Origin of the sequence: Streptomyces sp. NBC_00654, from assembly GCF_026341775.1 — a bacterium.
In the GTDB taxonomy this organism is placed as follows: domain Bacteria; phylum Actinomycetota; class Actinomycetes; order Streptomycetales; family Streptomycetaceae; genus Streptomyces.
The window spans coordinates 516,918-538,091 of the sequence record NZ_JAPEOB010000002.1 but is presented as its reverse complement, the minus strand read 5'-3'; the positions used below and the strand labels follow the sequence as shown (position 1 = coordinate 538,091).

The window sequence follows — 21,174 nt, the reverse complement described above, 5'->3', positions numbered from 1 at the left end:
GCAGTGGGGTGGCCGGGAAAGGGAGATGTCCGTTGCGCCCGGACGATCTTGGCGGCGTCAGTATGGCACCGCGTCCGGCCCGCTGACCGGCCCCTGGCCACGGGGACTTTCGGCCCTGTTCAGACGCTGTTCGCCATGCTGTGGCACCCCGGCGGTAACGGGCCCGCGGCCGGGCACATACTGTTCCCGGCCCTCTCCCCGACCGATCGAGCATGATGTGAATCAGTCCGAGAATTCCCCACTGAGCACGGCCCCGTCGCAGTCCTCGGCCCCCATCCGCGTCTTCATCCTCGACGACCACGAGGTCGTACGGCGAGGGGTACGCGATCTGCTGGAAGCCGAGGACGACATCGAGGTCGTCGGCGAGGCATCCGACGCCAGGGAGGCGCTGGCGCGGGTACCGGCCGGCCGGCCGCAGGTCGCCGTGCTGGACGTACGCCTCGGCGGCGATCAGGGCGGTGACCACGCGGGTATCGAGGTGTGCCGGGAGCTGCGCGCCCTGATGCCCGATCTCGCCTGCCTGATGCTGACGTCGTTCGACGACGACGAGGCGCTGTTCGATGCCATCATGGCGGGCGCCGCGGGGTACGTGCTGAAGCAGATCAACGGAGCCGATCTGATCACCGCCGTACGCAGGGTCGCGTCGGGCACCTCGATGCTCGACCCACGGACGACCGCCCGTGTGATGGCACGGCTGCGGGATCCCCGGCGAACCCCTGCCGAGGCGTCGGAACTGGACGGACTCACACCCAGGGAGAGGCAGATCCTGGAACTCATCGGCGAGGGTCTTACCAACCGTGAGATCGCGGAACGCCTCTTCCTGGCCGAGAAGACCGTCAAGAACCGTATCTCCTCGATCCTCGCCAAACTGGGCGTGGGACGCCGGATCCAGGCGGCGATGCTCGTCGGACGGATCAAGAGCCGCCAGGCGTGGCCACCCGCTCCGGGAACCTGAGAGGCACGGGGGCGTCAGTCGTGGAGCGGCGCGCGCCAGATGATCCGGGTGCCCCCGTCCGCCGGCTGTCCGATGGTCAGCGTGCCGCGGCACAGCGCCGCCCGCGTACGCATATTGGCCAGCCCGCCGCGGCGCCCGGCCGGCGGGCCGGCCGCATCGGCCGCGGTGCCCGGCCCCGGCGCGGCGACACCGTCCCGGATTCCGACGCCGTTGTCGGTGACGGTCAGCGTCACCGCGTCGTCGGCCGACAGTACGATGCCGATCCGCGTGGCACGCGCATGGCGCGAGGCATTGGACACCGCCTCCGCGGCGACCGCCAGGACGTGTTCGGCGAGATCGTCCGGCACCGTCGTGTCGACCGGTCCGTCGATCCGCACGGAGGGCCGGAAGCCGAGGGCGTTCTCCGCGGTACGGGCGGTCTCCGTCATCCGGCGCCGCAGCCCGCCGCCGCCCGGACCGTCCGCCGTCCGCAGATCGAAGATGGTGGACCGGATGATCCGGATCGTGGTGTCCAGATCGTCCACCGCCCGGCTCACCCGCTCCGCCGCGTCCGGCCGGTCCGCGATGGCCCGTGTGGTGCTCTGGAGAGTCATACCCGTCGCGAAGAGACGCTGGATCGCCAGATCGTGCAGATCGCGGGCGATCCGGTCCCGGTCGTGCATGACGGCGAGCTCCTCGGACTCGGCCCGTCCACGGGCCAGTTCCAGGGCGATGGCGGCCTGGTCGGCGAACCCCGAGATAAGAGCGATCTCGGATTCGTCGAACGGCGGCCGGTCCACCGGACGCCCCAGACGCAGTGCGCCCCTCGCCCCCGTGTCGACCCGCAGGGGCACCGTCACCACCGGACCGGGACCGTCCTCGGCACCGTCGCCGAACTGGTGGGCCCGGGGATCGGTACGGACATCCGCGCAGTGAACCGGTGTTCCGGTACGGGCGGCGAGTCCGGCCAGCGATCCCCGTGCGGGCACGGACAGCCCCGTGACGCGTTCGGAGTCCTTGCCGTGGGCGACGGCGACGGTCAGCCGCGCCTCGGCCTCGCACGCCTCCGGATCCCCGGAGGGACGTGCGGGGGAGGGCAGCAGAATCGCGGCCCGGTCGGCCCCGGCCACCTCCATCGCCCGCTCGGCGATCAGATGCAGCACCTCGGCGGCGTCCGTCCCCGAGAGCAGGCTGCGGGTGATCTCGCCCAGCGCCTCCAGGCGCCGCTCCCGGCGACGGCTCTCGTCGTACATGCGGGCGTTGTCGATGGCGACCCCGGCCGCGATCGACAAGGTGGTCAGCACCGCCTCGTCGTCGGCGTCGAAGCTCACCCCGCCCCGCTTCTCGGTGAGATAGAGATTGCCGAACACCTCGTCGCGGACCCGGACCGGCACCCCGAGGAAGGTACGCATCGGGGGATGCAGGGGCGGGAAGCCGAAGCTGCGCGGATGGCTGCTGAGATCGGTGAGCCGCAGCGGTTCCGGGTGATGGATCAGTTCACCGAGAATCCCGCGCCCGCACGGCGTCTGGCCGATCACGGCGGCGAGTTCCTCCGATATGCCGACGGGCAGGAACTCCAGCAGTTTCTGCCCGTCCCCGACTATGCCGAGCGCCCCGTACTCCGCGTCGGTGAGGGTCACCGCGGCCTCCACGATCCCGCGGAGCACCTCGGGCAGTTCCAGGCCCCGCCCCAGACTCATCACCGCATCCAGCAGACTGCGCATCCTGTCCGGCCGGCTGGGGCCGGGCCAGTTCTCCGGACCGGGGCGGAGAGCTCCGGGAGCGGCGCGAGCGGGGGAGGCGGCGTCGGGGGCAGGGACGCCGGACGGGTGGCCGGGCGCGGCAGGTGCAGTGTCTGTCATCGGGGGCGCCGCTCTCTGGGGCCGTTGTGCCATGTACGGGAACGCTCGGCCGGATCACCACGGGAAGGGGACCGGTCCACGGACGGTCAGCCTACGGCAGCCACGGGGCCGGGCGGTGCGCCGCAGCCTCGGGGACCGGCCCCGGGCCGGGCCCGGGGCCGGCCGGTCGCCCTGATGGACCGGCAGGGGAGCCGGCTGCCGGGGGCTGTTTCCGCTCCAGTCGCCGTACTGGGCGACAACGATCGCGCCCCGGTGATCGTAGACGCGGACTTGCCCCGACTTGCATCCCTGAATGGTCGCACTGGGACTTGCCTGTGTTGAACCGGCGGCCCCGGCGAGCAATGCGAGGGCGGCCACACCGGTGAATGCAGCAGTATTGCGTATACGCATTGAGGAACACACTTCCCTTCCGGTGTGCGAACAGGACGGATCGGCAGGCTCTCCGGGACCGGACCTCACCCCCCGTCGCGGTACGGGGGCCCTGCGAAGGCTCCGGCGCCGGAGCGGGGGAGCCTTCGCACGGTGGAGACTGCCGGACAACCCCGTCCGTGAGCTGTGCCGAATGACGGTGCGATCAGCCGACTTCGCGCAGGTAGACGTTTGCCGAGCTGCCGGCGTCCGCGATGTTGAAGTTCTGCACCTCGCCGGACGGACAGGCCTTCGGGCTGTACAGCGTGCGATGAACGCCTGGTGGTAGGTGCGCAGGTTCCCGCCCAGTGTGCTGAGCGCCGCGACGTCGCCGCGCGCCGGCTCCGAACCCGCCCACGGCCGGCCGCCGCTCGCCGGCAACAGGGCCAGCTCGTGGCGCAGACGGCGTCGCGGTGTCGCGAGTACCCGGTCGATGCCTGATCGAAGATCGTCGGTTTCGTCCTCGACGGGCGGGGTGAGGAAGTGGGGGAAGTACGCGGCGCGCGGGACCAGCCCGCCGACCGCCCGCCGCCATGGATCGAAGGCGATAGCGCCTTCCCGGTTCTGCAGCCTGCACAGGCTGCAGACGATCTCCCACAGCGGATCGGGGCGGCGTGCCAGCCGCACGCTCGCCAGGTCTCTGCCGGTGAAGTGGATGCGCAGCATGGTTTCCCCCCCGTTGACCAGTGAAGCTCAACGGAGAATCCTGGTGACGCGTATTTCCCCGGACAAGGGCGAACTCGGCCATGCCACAGCCCAGGAGGTTCGCCGGTGGCGGTGGCAGCCGCCGGTCGTGGCGTCTCAGCCGAGACGGGCGACGACGTCCGCCCGTGGTATCCGCTGTACCCCCGGGAGGGGGGCTGTCCCCCGTAACGATTCGGGAGCGGGCTCCCTTTCGAGGCCCGGGAACCGCGGGCGACGATTCTCTCACGTCGCAGAGCACAACGTGCAGAGCACAACTTGAGGGGTAGAACAGCGTGAACAGGCACCGGAAGAGCATCAGCCGACGGGGACTGCTGGTCACTGCGGTGGTGGCGGTGGGAGCAGCCATCGTTCCTGTGGTGGTTCAAGCAGCACCGGCCGACGTGCCTGAGAGGACGCAGAACACGGTCCGCGCGCTGGAGCGGGCGGCCCACCCGCTGCGCTCGACCGAGCCCGGGGGAAGCACGGCCGACCTGCGAGCCCTGACCTCGATGATCGGCGACGCCAAGGTGGTCGGCCTCGGCGAGGCCACTCACGGCTCCCATGAATTCTTCACCATGAAGGAGCGGATCTTCCGCCAGCTTGTGGAGAAGAAGGGTTTCACCACTTTCTCCCTGGAGATGAGCTGGTCCTCAGGGCTCCAGATCGACGAATACCTCCAGACCGGCAAGGGCGACGCCCGCAAGATCGCCAAGGAGGCGCTGGGCAACTCCCCTTGGGAACGGGAGGAGTTCGTGAGCCTGATCGAGTGGATGCGGGACTACAACCGCAGCCACCCCGGCCGTACTGTCCACTTCATGGGCAACGACCTCGGCGCTCCCACACTGAGCGACGAGTTCTTCGGCCGGGTGACCGGCTACGTACAGCGCAACCACCCAGCGGCGCTGCCGCGGCTCGACGAGCTCTACACCGGCCTCCGCCCGATCGACGACGTCTTCGCCTACCTGGGCAAGCCCCTCGCGGAACGACAGCAGCTCGCCGCCAGGGCACAGCAGGCCCTGGAACTGGTCAGCAGCCAGGAGGACTCCGGCGAGGAGGCCTTCATGTGGGCTGAACAGAACGCCCGGTCGATCGCCCAGACCACCAAGTTCCTCACGATGGACGTCACCGACCCCGACTCGGTGGCTGCCTCGCAGCGCTTCCGCGACGAGGTGATGGCCCAGAACGTCACCTGGTGGCAGCGGCAGACCGGCGACAAGGTGCTGCTGTCCGCACACAACGACCACGTCGGCTACGTCGCCGGCGACCCCACGATGTATCCCAAGACGCAGGGCTCGTTCCTGCGCGACACCATGGGCAAGAACTACCTCCCCATCGGCTTCACCTTCAACCAGGGTTCCTTCCTCTCGAAGGACGCCGCCCTCGGCGGCGAATGGAAGAAGTTCACCGTGGGCGCCGCCGGCCCCGGCAGGAACGAACACACCCTCGACCAGGTCCGGCACCGGGACTTCTACCTCGACGTCCGCCAGGCCCCCGTCCCCGCGCGTGCCTGGCTGAGCACGGCCCGGCCCACGCTCAACGTCGGCACCCAGTTCCCCTACGAGCCGCGCGACATCGCGATCGCCAAGTCCTTCGACGTCCTCATCCACCTGCACGAAGTCCGGGAGGCCGTCAAAATGGAGCCGTGACGGCTCCACCACAGCAGACGCCTCACAGCCGAAAGCCCCAAGGCCGAAGCCTTCAGTGACGGTCCTCGCCCCGCAGGCGGTCCCGGGAGGCTGAGTGTGCGCCCCCGGAAGGGTGAAGGTGCGGCTTCTCCCTTACGGGGCCGCCCCGCCTGTGCCATGAAGGTGGGGCAGCCGGGAAGGTCCCGGGGGCTGATCGATACAAAGGAAACACCATGCGCGTACCGCACGCCGGGCACCGGATCACCTCCGTCCTCGTGGGTGTTCTGCTGGCCGGGACAGCTCTTGCCGCTCCCGCCCTGGCCGAAGGCCACCACGCGGGCACGGCGGACACTCCCGCACGGACCGCGAAAGCTGCCGCACCCGCCGCTGAGCCCGAGGGGCAGGTCGTGTCCCGGACGGCACTCAACGTACGGGAGGAGCCGGACACCCGCTCCCGCGCCCTCGGCAGCCTCCCGCCGGGCGCCATCATTCGCCTGCACTGCAAGGTCGTGGGGGAGAACGTCGACGGCAACAACAGGTGGTACCTGCTGGGCGGCGGCCGTCCCGGCTACGTGAGCGCCCGCTACGTGCGCAACCTCAGCACGGTGCCCTGGTGCCAGTAAAGATGGGCTGAGCATGCTCGGAACCGGTGCTCCGGCACCGGTTCCGACGTCCGTGCGACGAACCGTCCGGCCCTCCGGAGGGAGCATGCCCCTCCCCGCACGAGGCGGTGGAGCGGTCGCTCGGCCACACGGCGTCCTGGACTCATCATCCTGGTCCGGCGCTGACGCGCGGACCGGACGGGCGTAAGCTTCGCTCGGCATGGACGCGGCGGGGGGCGGGGCGGAGCACATGACGGCTGAGCCGGTACAGAGGTGGGCATCGACCCTCGATTCGGTCGTGGTGTACGCGCAGGGCGCGGTCTGCCGGCGCCTGGCCCGGGGCAGCGCGTCGCCCGACGGCCGGGTGCGGGTGACGGGGCTGCCCCGCTCGCTGGACCCGGGCTCGCTGCGCGCCAGAGTCCTCGGCACGTCCGGGGTGCGCGTCACCGAGGCACGGGTGGAAGTGGAGGCCGCGCCGCACGGCAGGGGCACGCCCGACGAGTTGCGGCGCGAGGTCGCGCGTCTGAGCGACGCGTACGCGGCGGCCCAGGGGCGCGTGGACCGGCAGTTGGGCCTGATCGAGGAGGTCCGTGCCCTTCACCCCGTCGCGCCCTCCCGCAGGCGCGAGGATCCGCACCGCCGTACGCCGGTCGACGCGTGGCTGGAGCTCGCCGACTTCGTCGACGAGCGGCTCACGGGACTGCACGACCGCCTCGCCGTACTGGAGGAGGCGCTGCGCGACGTCGGCCACGAGCTGTCCGTCGCCACCGACCGGCGCGCCCGCGCCACCACCGACGCCCCGACGGCGCACGTGGAGACCTCGGTCTGCGCGGCCCTGACCCTCGACGGGCCCGGTGACGCGGCGGTGGAGGTGGAGCTGGAGCTGGAGTACGGCGTGCCGGGCGCCGTCTGGGTGCCGGCCTACCGCCTCACTCGCCGTCAGGGAGACGGCAGCGGCCGACTGGTGCTGCGCGCCTCGGTCGCCCAGCGGACCGGCGAGGACTGGACCGGCGTCCACATCGCCCTGGCCACCGCCGATCTTCGGCGCCGCACCGACCTGCCAGGACTCCGCTCGATCCGGATCGGACGAAGCCAGCCCGCCCCCACGCCCTCCGGCTGGCGCGAGCCCCCGGCCGGGCTCGTCGACCTGTTCTCCGGGTACGACGCGGCAGGCCCCGGCCCCGCCAAGGCTGCCGCACATGCGGCTGCGGGCGGCTCCGCGTCCGGTCCCGTTGCCTCGCCTCCGCCCCCGCCTCCACCCCCGCCGTCGGCCTACGGCGGCCCGCAGGCCGCGGTCCCGGTGCCCGGCGGCGGGATGCCCTTCGGGGGTGCCCCCGCGGGCATGCCGCCCGCACTCACGGGACCTGCCGCCATGGCACCCGCTGCTCCTGGCCGGGCCGCACCGTCACCCCCGCCGGCCCCGGTGTCCGGTCCGCCGTCATGGGCACCCGGCCCGCCGCAGCCGAGCGGCGCCGAGCTCGACTATGCCGCGCTCGTCCTGTGCGGCCCCGATAAGCGGGGCGGTCGCCGAGGCCGGCTGTTCCCCGGTTCCCCCTCCGACCCGGTGGCGGCCGAGTACCGCCGACGCGCCGAAGCGGTGGCCGCGCTGCCGTTGCCCGGACAGGCGGTACGGCCCCGCGAGTCGGCGGGTTCCTTCGACCACCGCTACGATGCCGCCGCCCGCGCCGACGTTCCGTCGGACGGCACCTGGCATACCGTCACCATCGGCGAGATCCCCGTCGGTCTGCGTACCGAGTACCTCTGCGTGCCCTCCGTGGAGCAGACCGTGTACGCGACATTGGTGCTCTCCAACGCCACCGACCGGGCACTGCTGGCCGGACCGGTGGAGGTCATCGTCGATGACGACTTCCTGCTGACCGCCGCCCTGCCCACGCTCGCCCCCGGCGGTGTCCGCAGGGTGGGGCTCGGGCCGGCCGAGGGCATCCGGGTCACCCGCCGTACGAACCAGCGCGAGTCGACCTCGGGGCTGCGTGGCAACACCACGGTGCTCGATCACCGGGTCCACGTGGAGTTGGCCAATCGGCTCGCGAGCCCCGTCACCGTGGAAGTCCGCGAGCGGGTGCCCGTCACCTCCGAACCGGACGTCCGGATAGAGGAACGGGCGGACTGGACGGCGCCCGACGAAGGCGCCGGGCCCGATCGGCACGCGCCGGGCACCCGCGTCTGGCGGCTGGACCTGGCCGCAGGTGCCACGGCCGCGCTCGACGGCGGCTACGAGATCCGCATTCCGACCGGCAAGGCCTTGGCCGGCGGCAACCGCAGGAGCTGACACACACCATGTCCACGGCCTCGAAGCCGATCGCCCTCCCCGTCACCGCGGTCACATGTCTCGAAGACCGGGCCCACATCGAGCGTTCCGTCGTGCTCGATCTGGAGGCCGGGGTCCAGCGGCTGCGTCTCGGGCCGGTCAGCGCGCTGGCCGTCGACCGGACCCTCCATGCCGAGCTGACCGGCGATCACCCCGCGACGGTGCTCGATGTACGGATCGTCCGCAGCTGGACGCCGCGCGCGCCGCTGCCTTCCGCCGAAGACTCGGCCCTGCGCCGCCGGGTACACACCCTTCAGGAGGAGCGGCTGGCCCTGGGGCGGCAGGGCGACCGGCTGCGTGCCCGCCTCGATCTGCTCGGCCGCCTCGCCGTCGATCTGCTGCGGGAGATCGGCGAAGGAGCGGGCGCCGGGGAGTCCGAACGTACCCGCTGGGCCGGCGAACTGGACCGGGTGGACGGCGAACGCGACGCACATGGCGAGCAACTCCGCGCCGTTGAAGCCCGGCTGGCTGTCCTCGCCGCCAGAATCGGCGCGGCGCAGCGGGCCATGGACCTCTCCGAGGAGGAGCCCGCCGAGCTGGTCGGCCATATCGAGCTGACGGTGGAGGCCGCGGCCGCAGGGCCGGTGGAGCTGTGCCTGAGCCACCTCACCCCGTGCGCGCTGTGGCGGCCCGCCTACCGTGCCGTGCTCGACGGGGGCTCGCTGACGCTGGAGACCGACGCGGTGATCTGGCAGCGCACCGGGGAGGACTGGTCCGACGTACGGCTGACCCTGTCGACGGCCCGCTCGGCGCTGGCCACCGATCCGCCCCGGCTGGGCGAGGACCGGCTGACGCTCAAGGACCGCTCGGCGGAGGAACGCCGCACGGTCGACGTCGAACTGCGCGAGGAGGAGACGGGTTCCATCGGCCCGGCTCCGGTGCTCGGCCTGCCGGGGGTGGACGACGGCGGCGAGGCGCGGGTGCTGAAATCCTCCGTGCCGGTGTCGGTGCCCGGTGACGGCCGCGCCCACCGGGTGCGGCTGTCGGCCTTCACCACGGACGCACCGAGTGAGTACGTATGCTCACCGGAGTTGTCCCCCTTGGTCACGCAGGTGGTGCGGTTCGACAACCTGTCCGGTCATGCCCTGCTCGCCGGGCCCGTGGACCTGGTCCGCGGCAGCGGATTCAGTGGCCGGGGCATCCTTGACTTCACTGCCCCCGGTGCAGCCGTCGAGCTGGCCTTCGGCAGTCGCGACGACCACCGGGTGGTCCGGAACACGGAGGAGTCCCGCGACTCCGCCGGGTTCACCCAGCGGACCGTTGTCACCCGCACCGTCCGGCTGCACCTGTCCCGGTTCTCCGCCCCCGGGGAACACGGTGATCGGGTGGTCGCCGTCCGGGAGCGGATCCCGGTCTCCGAGGTCTCGGCGGTGGAGATACGCCTGCGCAAGGATTCATGCTCCCCGGCCCCCGACGCGGTCGACGCCGACGGCATCGTCCGCTGGGACATCACCCTTCCGCCCGGCAGCCGTCGAACGGTCACCCTGGTCTACGAACTGTCGGCGAGCGCCAAAGTCACGGGTCTGTGAGTTCGGCGGCCCGCTCCACGCCTCTGGGGGCGGGCCCGTTCACGGTTGCCGCCGCCCCGGACAACGAGCCGCGTCGCGCGCCCGGCGCCCCGGAGCGGGCCGGGTAACTCCGAGGCCGGCGTGACCGATTCCCTGTGGGATCAGTCATCTCGATCGGCACGCCGGAAGCGGAAGGGATCCCCGCCCCGCAGGCCCGTGGGAGTGGCCTCCAAGGTGTCCCCGTCGACCACGACCTCCAGGCTCACCGGAACGTTCACCGTGATGCACGCGGAACTGAACGCGATGCGGTACCGGGCGCCTGCGCCGTCGCCCTTGTCCTTGTTCTTGTCCTCGGCCGTCACCTTCGCGTCCCCGCACAGCCTCGTCGGCGAGGTACCGAGTACGGCCTTGCCGGCCTGGTCGACGCGGATCATCGCCCGGTCCGCGAAGTCGGAGAACCCCGGCGGCTGCGGCCCGTACGCGGCCCACTCCCCGGTGATCGGCTCCGATTCCTCGGAGCACCCGACGAGCAGCAGCCCGGCGGCGAGGGCGGTCACAGCGAGCGTTCGACGCATTCGGGTCTCCCGGAGACGGACGGCAGGCTGGGCTGCATTCAAGCAGATGAGGTGCGGGGTCAGTACACCTGAACGCGGGCGGGAGCGTCTTGTCCCCGTACATGGTCCTTTCGGCCACGAGGAGCTCGAAGCCGAAGTCATGGAAGACGGCGATGGGCCCGGGACACGTATATCAACGGGATGTGACAGACCCGTCGGCCGAGCGGTGTCCCATCAGGTCTCGCGGAGGTACGCCTCCAGCTCGGCGGCCCCGGTGAGCATCGCCCGCCCACGGGTGTTCAGCCGGCCGCGCCAGTCGCGCAGTGCGGCCTCCAGCGGCTCCAGCCCGCCGGCCGCGCGCAGTTGGGCGAGCAGCGGGGCGATCTGCTCCAGCAGATAGCCGCCCCGCCGGAGCTGGTGGGCCAGCCGGGCGTCCCGTACATCGTCCTCGCCGTAGACGCGGTACCCGGTCAGCGGGTCGCGGCGCGGGCGGACCAGCCCGGCGCGCTCCCATGTGCGCAGCGTCGCGGGCCGGATTCCCAGCTTCTCCGCCAGCGTCCCGATGAACATGCCGCCGGGCCCGGACTTGGCCGCTGGGCCAAACCCCGTGCCGGACCCCGTGCCGGACCCCGTGCCGGACCCCGTGCCGGGCGCGGCTGCCGAGGTGGGCTCCAGGTCGCGGAGGGCGCTCTCCACGGCTTGGAGGGTCCGCCGGTCGTCGAGGAGCTGGGCGTGGCTCTCGTCGATGAGGTGGAACGCCCGCTCGACCGCTCCCTGGTTCACAGCCCGCATGATCGACGTCGCCGTCCGGTGGCCGTGGCCGGACACCAGGGCGAGGAACGCGCGGAGGGCCCCCATGTGCAGCGACGTATAGGTCCGGTAGCCGTGGGGCGTGCGAGCGGCAGGCGGAAGGATGCCGGCCGCCTCGTAGTTCCTCACCGCCTGAGTGGACAGACCGTGTCCGCGCGCCAGATCAACAGGCCTGAGCCGTTCGGTGCTTTGAAGGTTTTGCCGCATGAGCCTGCCGTTGGCGTGAAAAAGTTTCAACCGAAGGTTCAACGATACCGTTGAAGGCATGGTTACCGACATCAAGGACACCGCCCGGGCCGTCGATGCTGCCGCCGTCATGAGGCTGCTCCCGGCCCGGCCTCGGCTGCTCGCCCTCGGCGAGCCCACCCACGGTGAGGACGCGCTGCTCGACCTGCGCAACGAGCTCTTCCGGCAACTCGTCGAGGAGGAGGGCTACCGGACGATCGGGATCGAGAGCGACTGCCTGATGGGCCTGGTCGTGGACGACTACGTCACCTCGGGCGCGGGCACCCTCGACGAGGCGATGGAGCACGGATTCAGCCACGGCTGGGGAACCTCCGCGTCCAATCGCGAGCTCGTGCGCTGGATGCGCGCCTACAACGACGGCCGGCCCGCGTCCGACCGGCTCCGCTTCGCCGGTTTCGACGGCCCGCTGGAGACGGCCGGCGCCGGAAGCCCCCGGCAGGCCCTCACCGCACTCCACGGCCATCTCGCGGCCCGGGTGGACGCGGACCTGCTCCCGTGCGCCGCCGGAACACTCGACCGGCTCCTCGGCGCCGACGACCGGTGGACCGATCCCGCCGCGATGATGGACCCGTCCCGCTCCGTGGGGCAGTCGGCCGAGGCCGGTCGGCTGCGGCTGCTCGCCGACGATCTGGTGGCGCTGCTCGACGCGCACATGCCGCACCTGCTCACGGAGACCTCGCGGGACGACTGGGACCGGGCGCGGTTGTACGGGCGCACCGCCACCGGTCTGCTGCGCTACCACCACTGGATGGCCGACACCTCACCGGCTCGTATGACCCGGATGGTGGGCCTGCGGGACCAGATGATGGCCCACAACATCCTCGCCTTCGCCGAACGGGGCCCGGCACTCCTCCACGCCCACAACACCCACCTCCAGCGGGAGAAGAGCACGATACGGATGGGCGGGGCGCCGCTGGAGTGGTGGAGCGCCGGTGCGCTGGTGAGCGCCCGGCTCGGCGCGGAGTACGCCTTCGTGGCCACGGCCCTCGGCACGATCCGGCACCAGGGAGTGGACACCCCGGCGCCCGACACCGTCGAAGGACTCCTGTACGCCCTCCCGGAGGACCGCTACGTCATCGACGCCCCGCGGCTGGCCACGGCCCTCGGCGACTCGCGGCCCGTACCCCGCGTATCGCCCTGGTTCGGCTACGCTCCGCTCGACCCGGCGCATCTGGCGGCCGGCGACGGCTTCGTGTTCGTCAAGGACGTCCCGCGGGCCTGAGGGCGGCCGGGCGCGGCCGCCGGTTCCACGGCTTGCCCCGACGCCGCTGACCGCTGCGGCGGTCCGCGCCGCAGCGGTCAGCAGATCCTGCCCGGCGCGGCCGCCGTGGCCCTGAGCAGATCCCGGAGAAGCGCGAAGTCGATCTTCTCCGGCCTGCGGAAGCGCAGGCAGCTCCTGCCCATGTCCTGATCCGCCAACCGCGCGGCGAATGCCTCGCGGACATCACCGCGCAGCAGATAGAAGGAGATGTACTGCTTCTGGCTCGCGAAGGCGATCTCCCCGACACCGTCCCGCTCATAGGCGGGCATCCCGTACGCCATCACCTCGGTGAATCCCCGCAGTTCCGTACGGCACAGCTCACGCAGCCGGGTCAGGGCCTCTTCGCGTTCTTCGGGCACCTCGGCAAGATAGCCGTCGACGTCCTTCGCCTGACTTTGCACCATGAACCGAGCGTAAGGGCTGTCCCGTATCGGGAACGGGCAGGAGCGCGTCAGCCGGCCGAGCCGGGGGCCGGACCGGCCGGGTCCGGCGGGGGCTGGGGAATCGCGGGCGGCTGCTGTGCCGTCGGGGCCGTGACGGCCGCCGACGGGACCGCGGCGGGCGGAGGCGTCGGCGCCGGGAAGCCCACCGGAGCCTGCTGCTCGGCCAGGATCAGGGCGCTGGACGGGACGGCGACGCGCAGTTCGTGCAGGCCCAGGAGAGCGGTGTGCAGATGCGCGGTGCCCTCGTAGGCATCGTGGGCCAGAACGAGCCGGGCGCGCGTCTCCAGAATCTGCCAGGCGTAGCGCCTGCGGAGGTTCGTCATGTGACGGGCGTCCGCCCGCAGGAACGTCGACCCGGCCGAGAACCCGGCGGCCAGCAGCGCCAGGACGGCCGCGGGCACCCGTGCCCCGGCGGAGGCCAGACCCGCCGCGCCCGAGATGCCGGCGAGGACCGCCGAGGGGAAACCCAGGCTCAGATAGGTCGCGTGCCAGAGCTTGGCGCGGCGCTGCGCCCGCCGCGCACCGACCTGGGCCTCGGTGATGAGTTTCTCGACCTCGGCGCGCAGCGCGAGCAGCCGTGCGTCGTCGGCGGAGGCTTCGGCGGAGGTGCTGTCAGGCATGAATCCCCCGGTCTGGAGCGGTAGTCGGTGGTCCAGGCCCGGAGTTTAGGTGCGGCGCCCGGGTGGGCGGTAGGGGAAGCACTCGCGCGTTCTCGCGGCCCTCGCCTTCACTGTCCGGCATTCCGTTCCTGATCGCCCGGAGCGGGAACAGGCCTCCCCGGGTGGGTGCCGAATCGAATCAAGTACGTTACCCGCGAGGTCAGTTGTGCCCGAAGACGTAGGGGCTGTGACTCCGGTCCGCGGCGCGCGTTAGACCTGTTGTGTCGAAGACTGTATCTAGCCCCCGCAATGTCAGTGCTGCTCCGGCCGAAACGCCTCAGCAACTGCCCTTCCTCTTGACGACCCGGCAGGGTGAGGCGGCGCGCGCGCTGCTCAGCTACGTGGCCTCGCTGGGCCTTCCCGACCCCGACGCGCAGCTCATGGCCGTGGTGGTGGCCATCCGGGCCGCGCGTGGCGGGATCGGCAACTTCTCCGGGGCAGATCTGTCCGCCCTGCGGCTGGGCGACGCGCGTGCGGCTGTTGACGCCCTTCGCGACCTGGGCTGGCAGGTGGATGATGTGCTCCTCGACGGAGATCCGGCAACGCCGGTCCCCATCGACGTCCCTGACCTGGTCGATGGAGCCGGCCACCCACTGCCTTTGGGGAAGAACATGCGCTCCCGGGTGTCCGGGTGGACCACACGGGCGCTGTCCGCCAAGCCGGTCAAGAAGCTCCCTCCCGCCGCGCGGCTGGCGAGCCTGTTCCTTGCCGCGCACAGTACGTCCCAGCTCCTCGGTCAGATCCCGTCCGAGCTTCCCGAAGCCTGCCGGGCCGCCCTGCCCGACCTCCTGCGGAAGGGCTATCTCGCCGAACTGTCCGAGGACCGTTGCCGTCTCGCCCCCGTGGTACGCCATCTGTCGGGCAGGCGCCCGCCCACGGAGGAGGAAGAGGCGGCGGAGCCCTCGGAGAGCGAAGTCGGGACCGTACCCGCTTCCACGAGGTTCCGGTTCAGCGCGGAGGCATGGGCCCAGTGGAAGATCTCGGCTTCCCCCGCGCTGCGACGTCACGTCGAGGCTGTCGAGTACTGCGCGGTGTGCGCTCTGGAACCGGAGCGGGTGGCGGAGGCGTTCATGGTTCCCGGCCGCCCTCAGCCCTGCCCCCAGAAAACCAAGACCGCCTACGGTGAGTGGAAGAGCAGGCACCCGGACCGTGGCATGCTGGCGGCCGAGTTCACCGTGGCCTTTCGGGCCGAGCACGCACACGGACCCTCGTACACCCAGCTGTGCGCGGGCTTGAACTGGAACCTGAAACGCACGTTGCGCGGCCTTGTCGTGCGGCGTCTGCTCGCGAACGAGTGGCTGACGGACACGGCCCCCGTGCCGTGGACGTTGCGTCCGGGGCAGGCCGCCCGGGCCCAGGGCGTCACGTTGCCCCAGGCGCGGGGCTCAGCGGCCGTCGCCCGCGCCCGGTCGTAAGTGATCGGAAGGGGCGGCCCGGGCTCCCCGGCCCTGCCGGAGTGGGACATCGGCTGTCGTCGGCGTGCACGACGACCCGGCCGGGCCCGCGCACGCCGGTCCTCGCGCTGAGTACGGGAACTCATGTGGGCCAGGACTCCGGCTGACAGGATCCGCGGTATGACGAGCGGCAGACGGACACTGACAGCACTGCATCTCCTCCTGGTCTGGGCGACGATGACAGCCGCGGTGCCGGCCCTCGGCTTCGGGCTGTTGGCAGCGGCCTGGGCCGGTGGGTCCGGTGCGGCGCTGCTCAGCGTGTTGGGTGTGCCGCTGGTGGTCGGCCTGCTGGCCGTGGCGGGTGTCCCGGCCAGGACCGTCGTGCCGTTGTGCGACTCCGTGCGGCGGCGGTTCGGCTGGGCGCTCCTGGTCTTCGTCATCGGCACGCTCGGCGTCCTGGCAGGTCTGGCCGCCTACGGAGAGGATGTCGACCTGGGGAGCGCGAGTACCCGGATCGCTCTGACGGGGGCGCCGTACGCGGTGGCCGCGGCGTTCTTCGTACCGAGCCGTTGGGTGCGGCTCGGGGCGGTTGCCGCGCTGGCGGCCGGGGTGGCCTACGGGGGCTTCGTCGGCCCGGCCCAGTCGCAGCAGCGGCGGCACGATGCGGAGGCCGCGCGATACCGGGAGCATCCGGAGCTGCTGTACGTGGGCACTCCGCCCCCGGGCATGCGGGTGTCCCGTGCCGAGGCCGGCCCCGCCCACTTCAGCGTCGACTACCGCACCGCCCGGGAGAACGAGTTCGGGTTGGTGTCCCTCATCGCGCGCTCGCCGCTCACACCGGCACCCCGATGCCCCGAGCTCTTGGAAAAGGGGGTGATCTGCACGGTGGACGCGCACGACGGCATGCGCATGGTCCGTGATGTCCCCGGCGGACGCACCATCACCCTCACGCGCCGTCAAGGGAGCGCGGAGGTCGAGGTCACCAGCCAGACCCTCGACGAACCCGGACTACGCCGCTTCCTGAACACCCTGCACCCGTTGTCCGACGCGGAGCTGGAAGAGTTGATGCGGGAAAAGCTGATCGCCCACAGACTCTGAGCTTCGAACTTCGAACTTCGAACTTGGGCCTTGATCTTGGGCCTTGATCTTGGGCCGACCCCGATCGCCCCGCAGCGGGTTCGGCACGTGGCCGTGACGTCCGGCCGCTTATAGGCTGTTCCGGCACATCGAGGGGCGGAGGGCGGACGGCACCCTGCGAGGAGAACACGTGGAGCTGACGGAGCGCGAGCTGACCGATCCGTGGGAAGGCGTTCTGATCGCTCCCGCGGCAGGCGCTCATACCGGCGTTCTGGTCCTGGCGGGCTCCAGCGGACGCGTCGAACGTGAGAGAGCGCGGCTCCTCGCCGGGCAGGGCGTTGCGGCCCTGGCGATCCGCTGGTTCGGTGGGCCCGGACAGCCTCCGGGGATCTGTGAGATCCCCCTGGAGACCTTCACCGACGCCGTCGGTCTTCTCCGCTCCGGCGGGGCACGCCGCATCGTCGTCCTCGGCGCTTCCAAGGGCGCCGAAGCAGCACTGCTCACCGCGGTGCACGACGCGCGCGTGGACGTGGTGGTCGCGCTGTCGCCGACCTCCCGGGTCTGGTGCAACGTCGGCCCCGGCCACGACGGCGAACGGCTGCCCTACCGGTCGTCCTGGACGTGGAGGGGGCAGCCGGTTCCCTTCGTCCCGATGGACGATTCCTGGCCGGCCGCACAACCGTCGAGCGGTCCGATCGCCGTCCGGGAATGGTACGAACTCAGCGGGAGGACCTTCAGCCGACTGGTTCCCGCGGCGGAGATCCCCGTGGAGAAGGCACGGGCCGACCTGCTGCTTGTCGCGGGCGGCGACGACGCGATGTGGCCGTCCCTGCCCTTCGCCGAACAGCTGGCGCGACGCCGGCGCTCGGCCGGGGCCCCCGTGCGTCTGATTTCCCGCCAGGACGCCGGCCACCGTCCACGTCTTCCGGGTGAGGGCCCGGCGTCGGCCTCCCCGCACTTCCACCACGGTGGCACGCCCGAAGCCGACGCACTCCTCGGCGCGGCTGCCTGGCCCTGCATCCTCCGCGCGCTCGGCGGCGGAGGCTGACGGACGGGCCCCTCGGGGCCCACCAGGCACCGGCCACCCGGCCGGGCTCGTCGCCGTGGTCGTGGTCGTGGTCGTGGTCGGGAGAGTGTGTGCGGCTCAGTCCGAGGGGGCCGGGGCAGGGCAGTACTCGGCCTCCATGATGCTGTCCGCAGGTCCCGCACTCCAGTCCCCGTTGCGGTTGTACGCGAGTTGGTGGAGGCCGTCCTCCGTGGTGACGGCCAGGGAGACCGACCCCACCATGCCACCGCCGTGGCCCCAGACGGTTGGACCGCAGCTCGTCCGGAACCGGGTGAGGCCGAGCCCGTAGGACACATTGGGGCGGCCGGGGGCCGGGACGGTGGTCTTCATGGCCTTGAGCTGTTCCGGCGGGAGCAGCTTGCCGCGCAACAGGGAGCTGTAGAACCGGTTCAGGTCGCCGGTGGTGGAGATGATGTCTCCGTCGGCCCAGCCCTGCGACCCGTTCATGCTGGTGACGTCGTCGATGCGTTCGGGGTCCGACGCGAACAACTTGGCGTAGCTCCGGCTGCTGGGCCGGGGCAGGTGGACGCTGTTGCCGGGGTTGGACGTGTTCCTCAGCCCCAGTGGTTCGATGATGCGGTCGCGGACCTCGGCCTCGTATGTCCGCCCGCCCGCCTTCTCGATGATCAGCGCGGCCAGGACGTAATTGGTGTTGGAGTAGGCGAGCTCGGCACCTGGGGTGAACAGTGGCCGGTGGGAGAGTGCCACCTTCACTTGCTTCCCGGGCGGCAGGGTGTCGTAGCGGTGCCTGAGGAAGCTCTCGCCCCGCATATACGTGTCGAGGTACTCCTCGTCGGCCAGGTAGTCGTACAGGCCGCTGGTGTGGTGGAGAAGCTGACGTACGGTGATCCTGCGCCCGTCGTTGCCGTTGCCCCGTACCAGACCGGGGAGATGGCACTCCACGGTGTCGTCGAGATCGAGCCGCCCCTCCGCTTCCATCTGGAGCAGGACGGTCGCGACGAACGTCTTGGTGATACTGCCGATCCGGAACCGGTCGTTCTTGCCGCGCGGCGCGCCGGTCGCCAGGTCGCCGACGCCCGACGTCGACGTCCAGACGCCCTCGGAGTCGCGTACCTGGGCCGTGATGCCCGGGATGCCCGCCTTCACCTCCGCGTCCATCGCGCGCCGCGTCGCCTCGTGCCCCACGCTCGCGCGGGCGGCGTCCGACGAGGCGGGGGCGGGCACCGCGAAGGCGGTGGCCGCCATCGCGGCCGCCGCGAGACCCACCGCGCCGGCCTGTGCGGTCTTCCGTAGCGTCATGTCGTACTCCTCCGGGATGCGGACGTCGGCCGGGGGCTCCCGGCCGGTCTCCAGACCATCACCCGCAGGGGCCGCAGGGCGTCGTGGCAGCGGATGATCCGGACCGGGGCCCTGGGACCCGTCCAGGCCCGCGACCAGGCCCCTGGTCCTCGTCCTCGTCCTCGTACGGGCGTTGGCCCTCGTACTCCTTGGAACCGGCGTGCCCGTCCCCGCTATCCGGCGTGCCCGTCGGGGGACGGATCGCCGGCTGTCGCGCGGGCGGTGACCAGTCCTGATTCGTAGGCCGCGATGACGGCCTGGGCGCGGTCGCGGACGGCCAGCTTGTCGAAGATGCTGGTGATGTAGTTCTTGACCGTGGACAGGCTGATGTCCAGGGCCCGGGAGATCTCGGTGTTGTCGAGGCCGGTGGCCATCAGATGCCACACCTCGACCTCGCGGGGGGTGAGTTCACCCGGGTTGGCTGCGAGGGCGGGCCGAGCACCGCCCGGTGCCCGTACGTAGGTGGAGATCAGCCGGGTGAGCAGGCGCGGCGCGACGGCGGCCTCCCCGGCGTGGACGGTGCGGATCGCCGCGCTCAGGTCCTCCGGCGAACTGTCCTTGGGCAGGAACCCGTACGCTCCGGCGCGCAGGGCGCCCACGACGTACTCGTCGAGATCGAAGGTGCTGAGGGCCAGGACCCGGCAGCCGGGCAGGGTCGCGGCGAGTTCCCCGGTCGCGCCGACCCCGTCGAGAACGGGCATCCGGATGTCCATCACCACGACATCGGGGAGCAGTTGGCGGGCGAGGCCGACGGCCTGCGCGCCGTTCTCGGCCTCACCCACCACCTCGAAGGACGGGTCGGGGGAGAGGATCAGCGACAGGCCGCGCCGGACCAGCGGCTGGTCGTCCACGATCAGCACCCTGATCCTCTCCGGCGTCGCTCCGCTCCCGCTCATCGGCGTGCTCCCTCGTGCTGGACGGCAGTCTCGGCCACCTCGTCCGTGGGCAGCGGCAGGTCGGCCACCACGGTGAACCCTCCATCGGGCCGCGGACCGGCGGTGAGGGTGCCACCGTGCAGCGCGACGCGCTCGCGCATTCCCATGAGTCCGTAACCGCCCGAGGCCGTCGGCGCCGCTTCCTGCGGCGCGGCGTTCCCTCCGTCGTCCCGTACCTCGATGGAGACCCGCTCGTGGCGGTACGTCACCTGTACGGACGCGCGGGCGGACCCCGCGTGCCTACGGGTGTTGGTGAGGGCCTCCTGGGCGATTCTGAACACGGTGAGGCCGACGGTCGGTGGCAGCGGCCGCTCCGGCCCGCTGACGCCGAGCTCGGTCGGAAGTCCGGCAAGGCGGGACTCGGCCACCAGGCGGCCGAGGTCCTCGACGCCGGGCTGGGGGAGCGCAGGGGTGGTCTCCGGCTCGTCGCCGGCCCGCAGTACGTCGAGGAGCTGACGCATTTCGCGCAGCGCGAGCCGCCCGGAGGACTCCAGGGTGACCAGGGCGTCCCGGACCACCTCCGGTTCGGCGAGGTTGGCCCGAGCTCCGCCGGCCATCAGCTGCATGGTGGTGATGTGGTGGGCCACGATGTCGTGCAACTCCCGTGCGATACGGCGCCGTTCGTCGGCCACCGCACGGTCGGCGAGCAGCCTGCGGTTGGCCGCCACCTCCTGCTGCCAGCGGTTGATCGCCAGGGCTCCGGCGACGACGATCAGGGTGGTGAGGGGCGAGTAGACGGCGTCCTGCCAGGCAGGAATACGGCCGCCGCTCTGGCTCAGCAGTGTCAGTGACACCGTCGCGGCCGCCGCCGCAGCCGTCACCCGGCCGGGGCAGGCCCTGGCGACCGCGTAGAGGGCGACCACCAGGACGGCGCCGAAGTGCCTGGGCAGCGGTACGGCCAGGGCGGCTGTCGCGTCGAGCGCGAGTACGGCGGCGAGCGCGGCCACCGGGTGGCTGCGCCGGGCGAGCAGCGGCACGGCTGCCAGCGCGACGAGGAGGAACCCGGCCACCGTCACGTCGTGGCGGCCGTCGGGGTCGTCGAAGAACACGTAGCTGAGCAGGTTCATCACGCAGGCGCCGGCGGTCACGAGTGCGTCGTTACGGGTCCACGGCGGCTCGGCGCTGCCCATGCGCGGCACCTTTCGGGCATCGCCGGGGTCGGTGTGTCGGCTGCTGGGCATCTCAGTTTCTCCCTGTGTCCGGCCTCCCGGCCCCCGGGACAGGGTTGCACAGCACCCGCGGCGGGCAGCACCGGTGGCGTCGAACCGCGGCCACCGCCCCGGGCACCACCGGGTGCCGGCCTGGCCCGCGACCAGGACCAGGGTCCTGGTCGCGGGCCAGGCCGGGTCCCAGGGCCCCGGTCCGGATCATCCGCTGCCACGACGCCCTGCGGCCCCTGCGGGTGATGGTCTGGAGACCGGCCGGGAGCCCCCGGCCGACGTCCCCGTCGCGGGGACGTCCCGTCCTGGCCGGACCTC

General features: G+C 71.7%; 17 protein-coding genes. 9 read left to right on the top strand and 8 right to left on the bottom strand.

Annotation, left to right across the window (positions count from 1 at the left end; translation table 11 throughout):
* The first annotated feature begins 217 nt into the window (after positions 1-217).
* A complete protein-coding gene (locus OHA98_RS22570) occupies positions 218-955 on the top strand; it encodes a response regulator transcription factor (protein ID WP_323179622.1) in 738 nt (245 codons plus the stop codon).
* A 14-nt stretch (positions 956-969) separates the two neighbouring features.
* Here the strand turns inward: OHA98_RS22570 and OHA98_RS22565 are convergent, their stop codons facing one another.
* Complete coding sequence (locus OHA98_RS22565) at positions 970-2,658, bottom strand: GAF domain-containing protein (RefSeq protein ID WP_266930853.1); 1,689 nt, start codon at positions 2,656-2,658, stop codon at positions 970-972.
* Between the two features lie 1,631 nt (positions 2,659-4,289).
* Here OHA98_RS22565 and OHA98_RS22560 point away from each other — a divergent pair.
* From OHA98_RS22560 to OHA98_RS22545, 4 genes are all read left to right on the top strand, one after another.
* Positions 4,290-5,534, top strand: coding sequence for an erythromycin esterase family protein (locus OHA98_RS22560; RefSeq protein WP_323179621.1), 1,245 nt, complete (start codon positions 4,290-4,292; stop codon positions 5,532-5,534).
* A 212-nt stretch (positions 5,535-5,746) separates the two neighbouring features.
* Positions 5,747-6,136 (top strand): SH3 domain-containing protein, encoded by a 390-nt coding sequence (locus tag OHA98_RS22555; RefSeq protein WP_266928549.1) that lies wholly within the window; start codon positions 5,747-5,749, stop codon positions 6,134-6,136.
* Between the two features lie 229 nt (positions 6,137-6,365).
* On the top strand, positions 6,366-8,405 hold the full coding sequence (locus tag OHA98_RS22550) for a DUF4139 domain-containing protein (RefSeq protein ID WP_266928548.1): 2,040 nt from the start codon (positions 6,366-6,368) through the stop codon (positions 8,403-8,405).
* An 8-nt stretch (positions 8,406-8,413) separates the two neighbouring features.
* Entirely contained in the window at positions 8,414-9,973 is a 1,560-nt protein-coding gene (locus OHA98_RS22545; RefSeq protein WP_266928547.1) for a mucoidy inhibitor MuiA family protein, read from the top strand.
* A gap of 140 nt (positions 9,974-10,113) precedes the next feature.
* Here the strand turns inward: OHA98_RS22545 and OHA98_RS22540 are convergent, their stop codons facing one another.
* Both OHA98_RS22540 and OHA98_RS22535 read right to left on the bottom strand, forming a co-directional pair.
* Complete coding sequence (locus tag OHA98_RS22540; RefSeq protein ID WP_266928546.1) at positions 10,114-10,527, bottom strand: hypothetical protein; 414 nt, start codon at positions 10,525-10,527, stop codon at positions 10,114-10,116.
* Positions 10,528-10,740: 213 nt separating this feature from the next.
* The gene (locus OHA98_RS22535; RefSeq protein ID WP_266928545.1) at positions 10,741-11,523 is read right to left on the bottom strand and encodes a TioE family transcriptional regulator; all 783 of its coding nucleotides are present in this window, start codon (positions 11,521-11,523) and stop codon (positions 10,741-10,743) included.
* A gap of 58 nt (positions 11,524-11,581) precedes the next feature.
* Between OHA98_RS22535 and OHA98_RS22530 the strand changes: the two genes are divergently transcribed.
* A complete protein-coding gene (locus OHA98_RS22530) occupies positions 11,582-12,784 on the top strand; it encodes an erythromycin esterase family protein (protein WP_266928544.1) in 1,203 nt (400 codons plus the stop codon).
* Between the two features lie 77 nt (positions 12,785-12,861).
* On the opposite strand, the gene OHA98_RS22525 is transcribed toward OHA98_RS22530, so the two are convergent.
* Complete coding sequence (locus OHA98_RS22525) at positions 12,862-13,227, bottom strand: iron chaperone (RefSeq protein ID WP_266928543.1); 366 nt, start codon at positions 13,225-13,227, stop codon at positions 12,862-12,864.
* 47 nt (positions 13,228-13,274) lie between these two features.
* Positions 13,275-13,886, bottom strand: a complete 612-nt coding sequence (locus OHA98_RS22520; protein WP_266928542.1) for a hypothetical protein — start codon at positions 13,884-13,886, stop codon at positions 13,275-13,277.
* Positions 13,887-14,221: 335 nt separating this feature from the next.
* Here OHA98_RS22520 and OHA98_RS22515 point away from each other — a divergent pair, with 335 nt between their 5' ends.
* The 3 genes from OHA98_RS22515 to OHA98_RS22505 all read left to right on the top strand — a co-directional run bounded on the left by OHA98_RS22515 (position 14,222) and on the right by OHA98_RS22505 (position 17,444).
* Entirely contained in the window at positions 14,222-15,340 is a 1,119-nt protein-coding gene (locus tag OHA98_RS22515) for a hypothetical protein (RefSeq protein WP_266928541.1), read from the top strand.
* Between the two features lie 159 nt (positions 15,341-15,499).
* Positions 15,500-16,417, top strand: a complete 918-nt coding sequence (locus OHA98_RS22510) for a hypothetical protein (RefSeq protein ID WP_266928540.1) — start codon at positions 15,500-15,502, stop codon at positions 16,415-16,417.
* A 169-nt stretch (positions 16,418-16,586) separates the two neighbouring features.
* Positions 16,587-17,444, top strand: a complete 858-nt coding sequence (locus OHA98_RS22505) for an acyl-CoA thioester hydrolase/BAAT C-terminal domain-containing protein (protein WP_266928539.1) — start codon at positions 16,587-16,589, stop codon at positions 17,442-17,444.
* 96 nt (positions 17,445-17,540) lie between these two features.
* Here the strand turns inward: OHA98_RS22505 and OHA98_RS22500 are convergent, their stop codons facing one another.
* From OHA98_RS22500 to OHA98_RS22490, 3 genes are all read right to left on the bottom strand, one after another.
* Complete coding sequence (locus OHA98_RS22500) at positions 17,541-18,722, bottom strand: serine hydrolase (protein ID WP_266928538.1); 1,182 nt, start codon at positions 18,720-18,722, stop codon at positions 17,541-17,543.
* A 212-nt stretch (positions 18,723-18,934) separates the two neighbouring features.
* Entirely contained in the window at positions 18,935-19,657 is a 723-nt protein-coding gene (locus tag OHA98_RS22495; RefSeq protein WP_266928537.1) for a response regulator transcription factor, read from the bottom strand.
* A complete protein-coding gene (locus OHA98_RS22490; RefSeq protein ID WP_266928536.1) occupies positions 19,654-20,877 on the bottom strand; it encodes a sensor histidine kinase in 1,224 nt (407 codons plus the stop codon). Before OHA98_RS22490 ends, OHA98_RS22495 begins: the two co-directional genes overlap by 4 nt.
* Between the last annotated feature and the right edge of the window lie 297 nt (positions 20,878-21,174).

Coding starts and splice junctions, on each gene's coding strand:
- OHA98_RS22565 (WP_266930853.1), bottom strand. CDS start 2,658: ATGCGCAGTCTGCTGGATGCGGTGATGAGTCTGGGGCGGGGCCTGGAA.
- OHA98_RS22555 (WP_266928549.1), top strand. CDS start 5,747: ATGCGCGTACCGCACGCCGGGCACCGGATCACCTCCGTCCTCGTGGGT.
- OHA98_RS22550 (WP_266928548.1), top strand. CDS start 6,366: ATGACGGCTGAGCCGGTACAGAGGTGGGCATCGACCCTCGATTCGGTC.
- OHA98_RS22545 (WP_266928547.1), top strand. CDS start 8,414: ATGTCCACGGCCTCGAAGCCGATCGCCCTCCCCGTCACCGCGGTCACA.
- OHA98_RS22540 (WP_266928546.1), bottom strand. CDS start 10,527: ATGCGTCGAACGCTCGCTGTGACCGCCCTCGCCGCCGGGCTGCTGCTC.
- OHA98_RS22535 (WP_266928545.1), bottom strand. CDS start 11,523: ATGCGGCAAAACCTTCAAAGCACCGAACGGCTCAGGCCTGTTGATCTG.
- OHA98_RS22530 (WP_266928544.1), top strand. CDS start 11,582: ATGGTTACCGACATCAAGGACACCGCCCGGGCCGTCGATGCTGCCGCC.
- OHA98_RS22525 (WP_266928543.1), bottom strand. CDS start 13,227: ATGGTGCAAAGTCAGGCGAAGGACGTCGACGGCTATCTTGCCGAGGTG.
- OHA98_RS22520 (WP_266928542.1), bottom strand. CDS start 13,886: ATGCCTGACAGCACCTCCGCCGAAGCCTCCGCCGACGACGCACGGCTG.
- OHA98_RS22510 (WP_266928540.1), top strand. CDS start 15,500: ATGACGAGCGGCAGACGGACACTGACAGCACTGCATCTCCTCCTGGTC.
- OHA98_RS22500 (WP_266928538.1), bottom strand. CDS start 18,722: ATGACGCTACGGAAGACCGCACAGGCCGGCGCGGTGGGTCTCGCGGCG.
- OHA98_RS22495 (WP_266928537.1), bottom strand. CDS start 19,657: ATGAGCGGGAGCGGAGCGACGCCGGAGAGGATCAGGGTGCTGATCGTG.
- OHA98_RS22490 (WP_266928536.1), bottom strand. CDS start 20,877: ATGCCCAGCAGCCGACACACCGACCCCGGCGATGCCCGAAAGGTGCCG.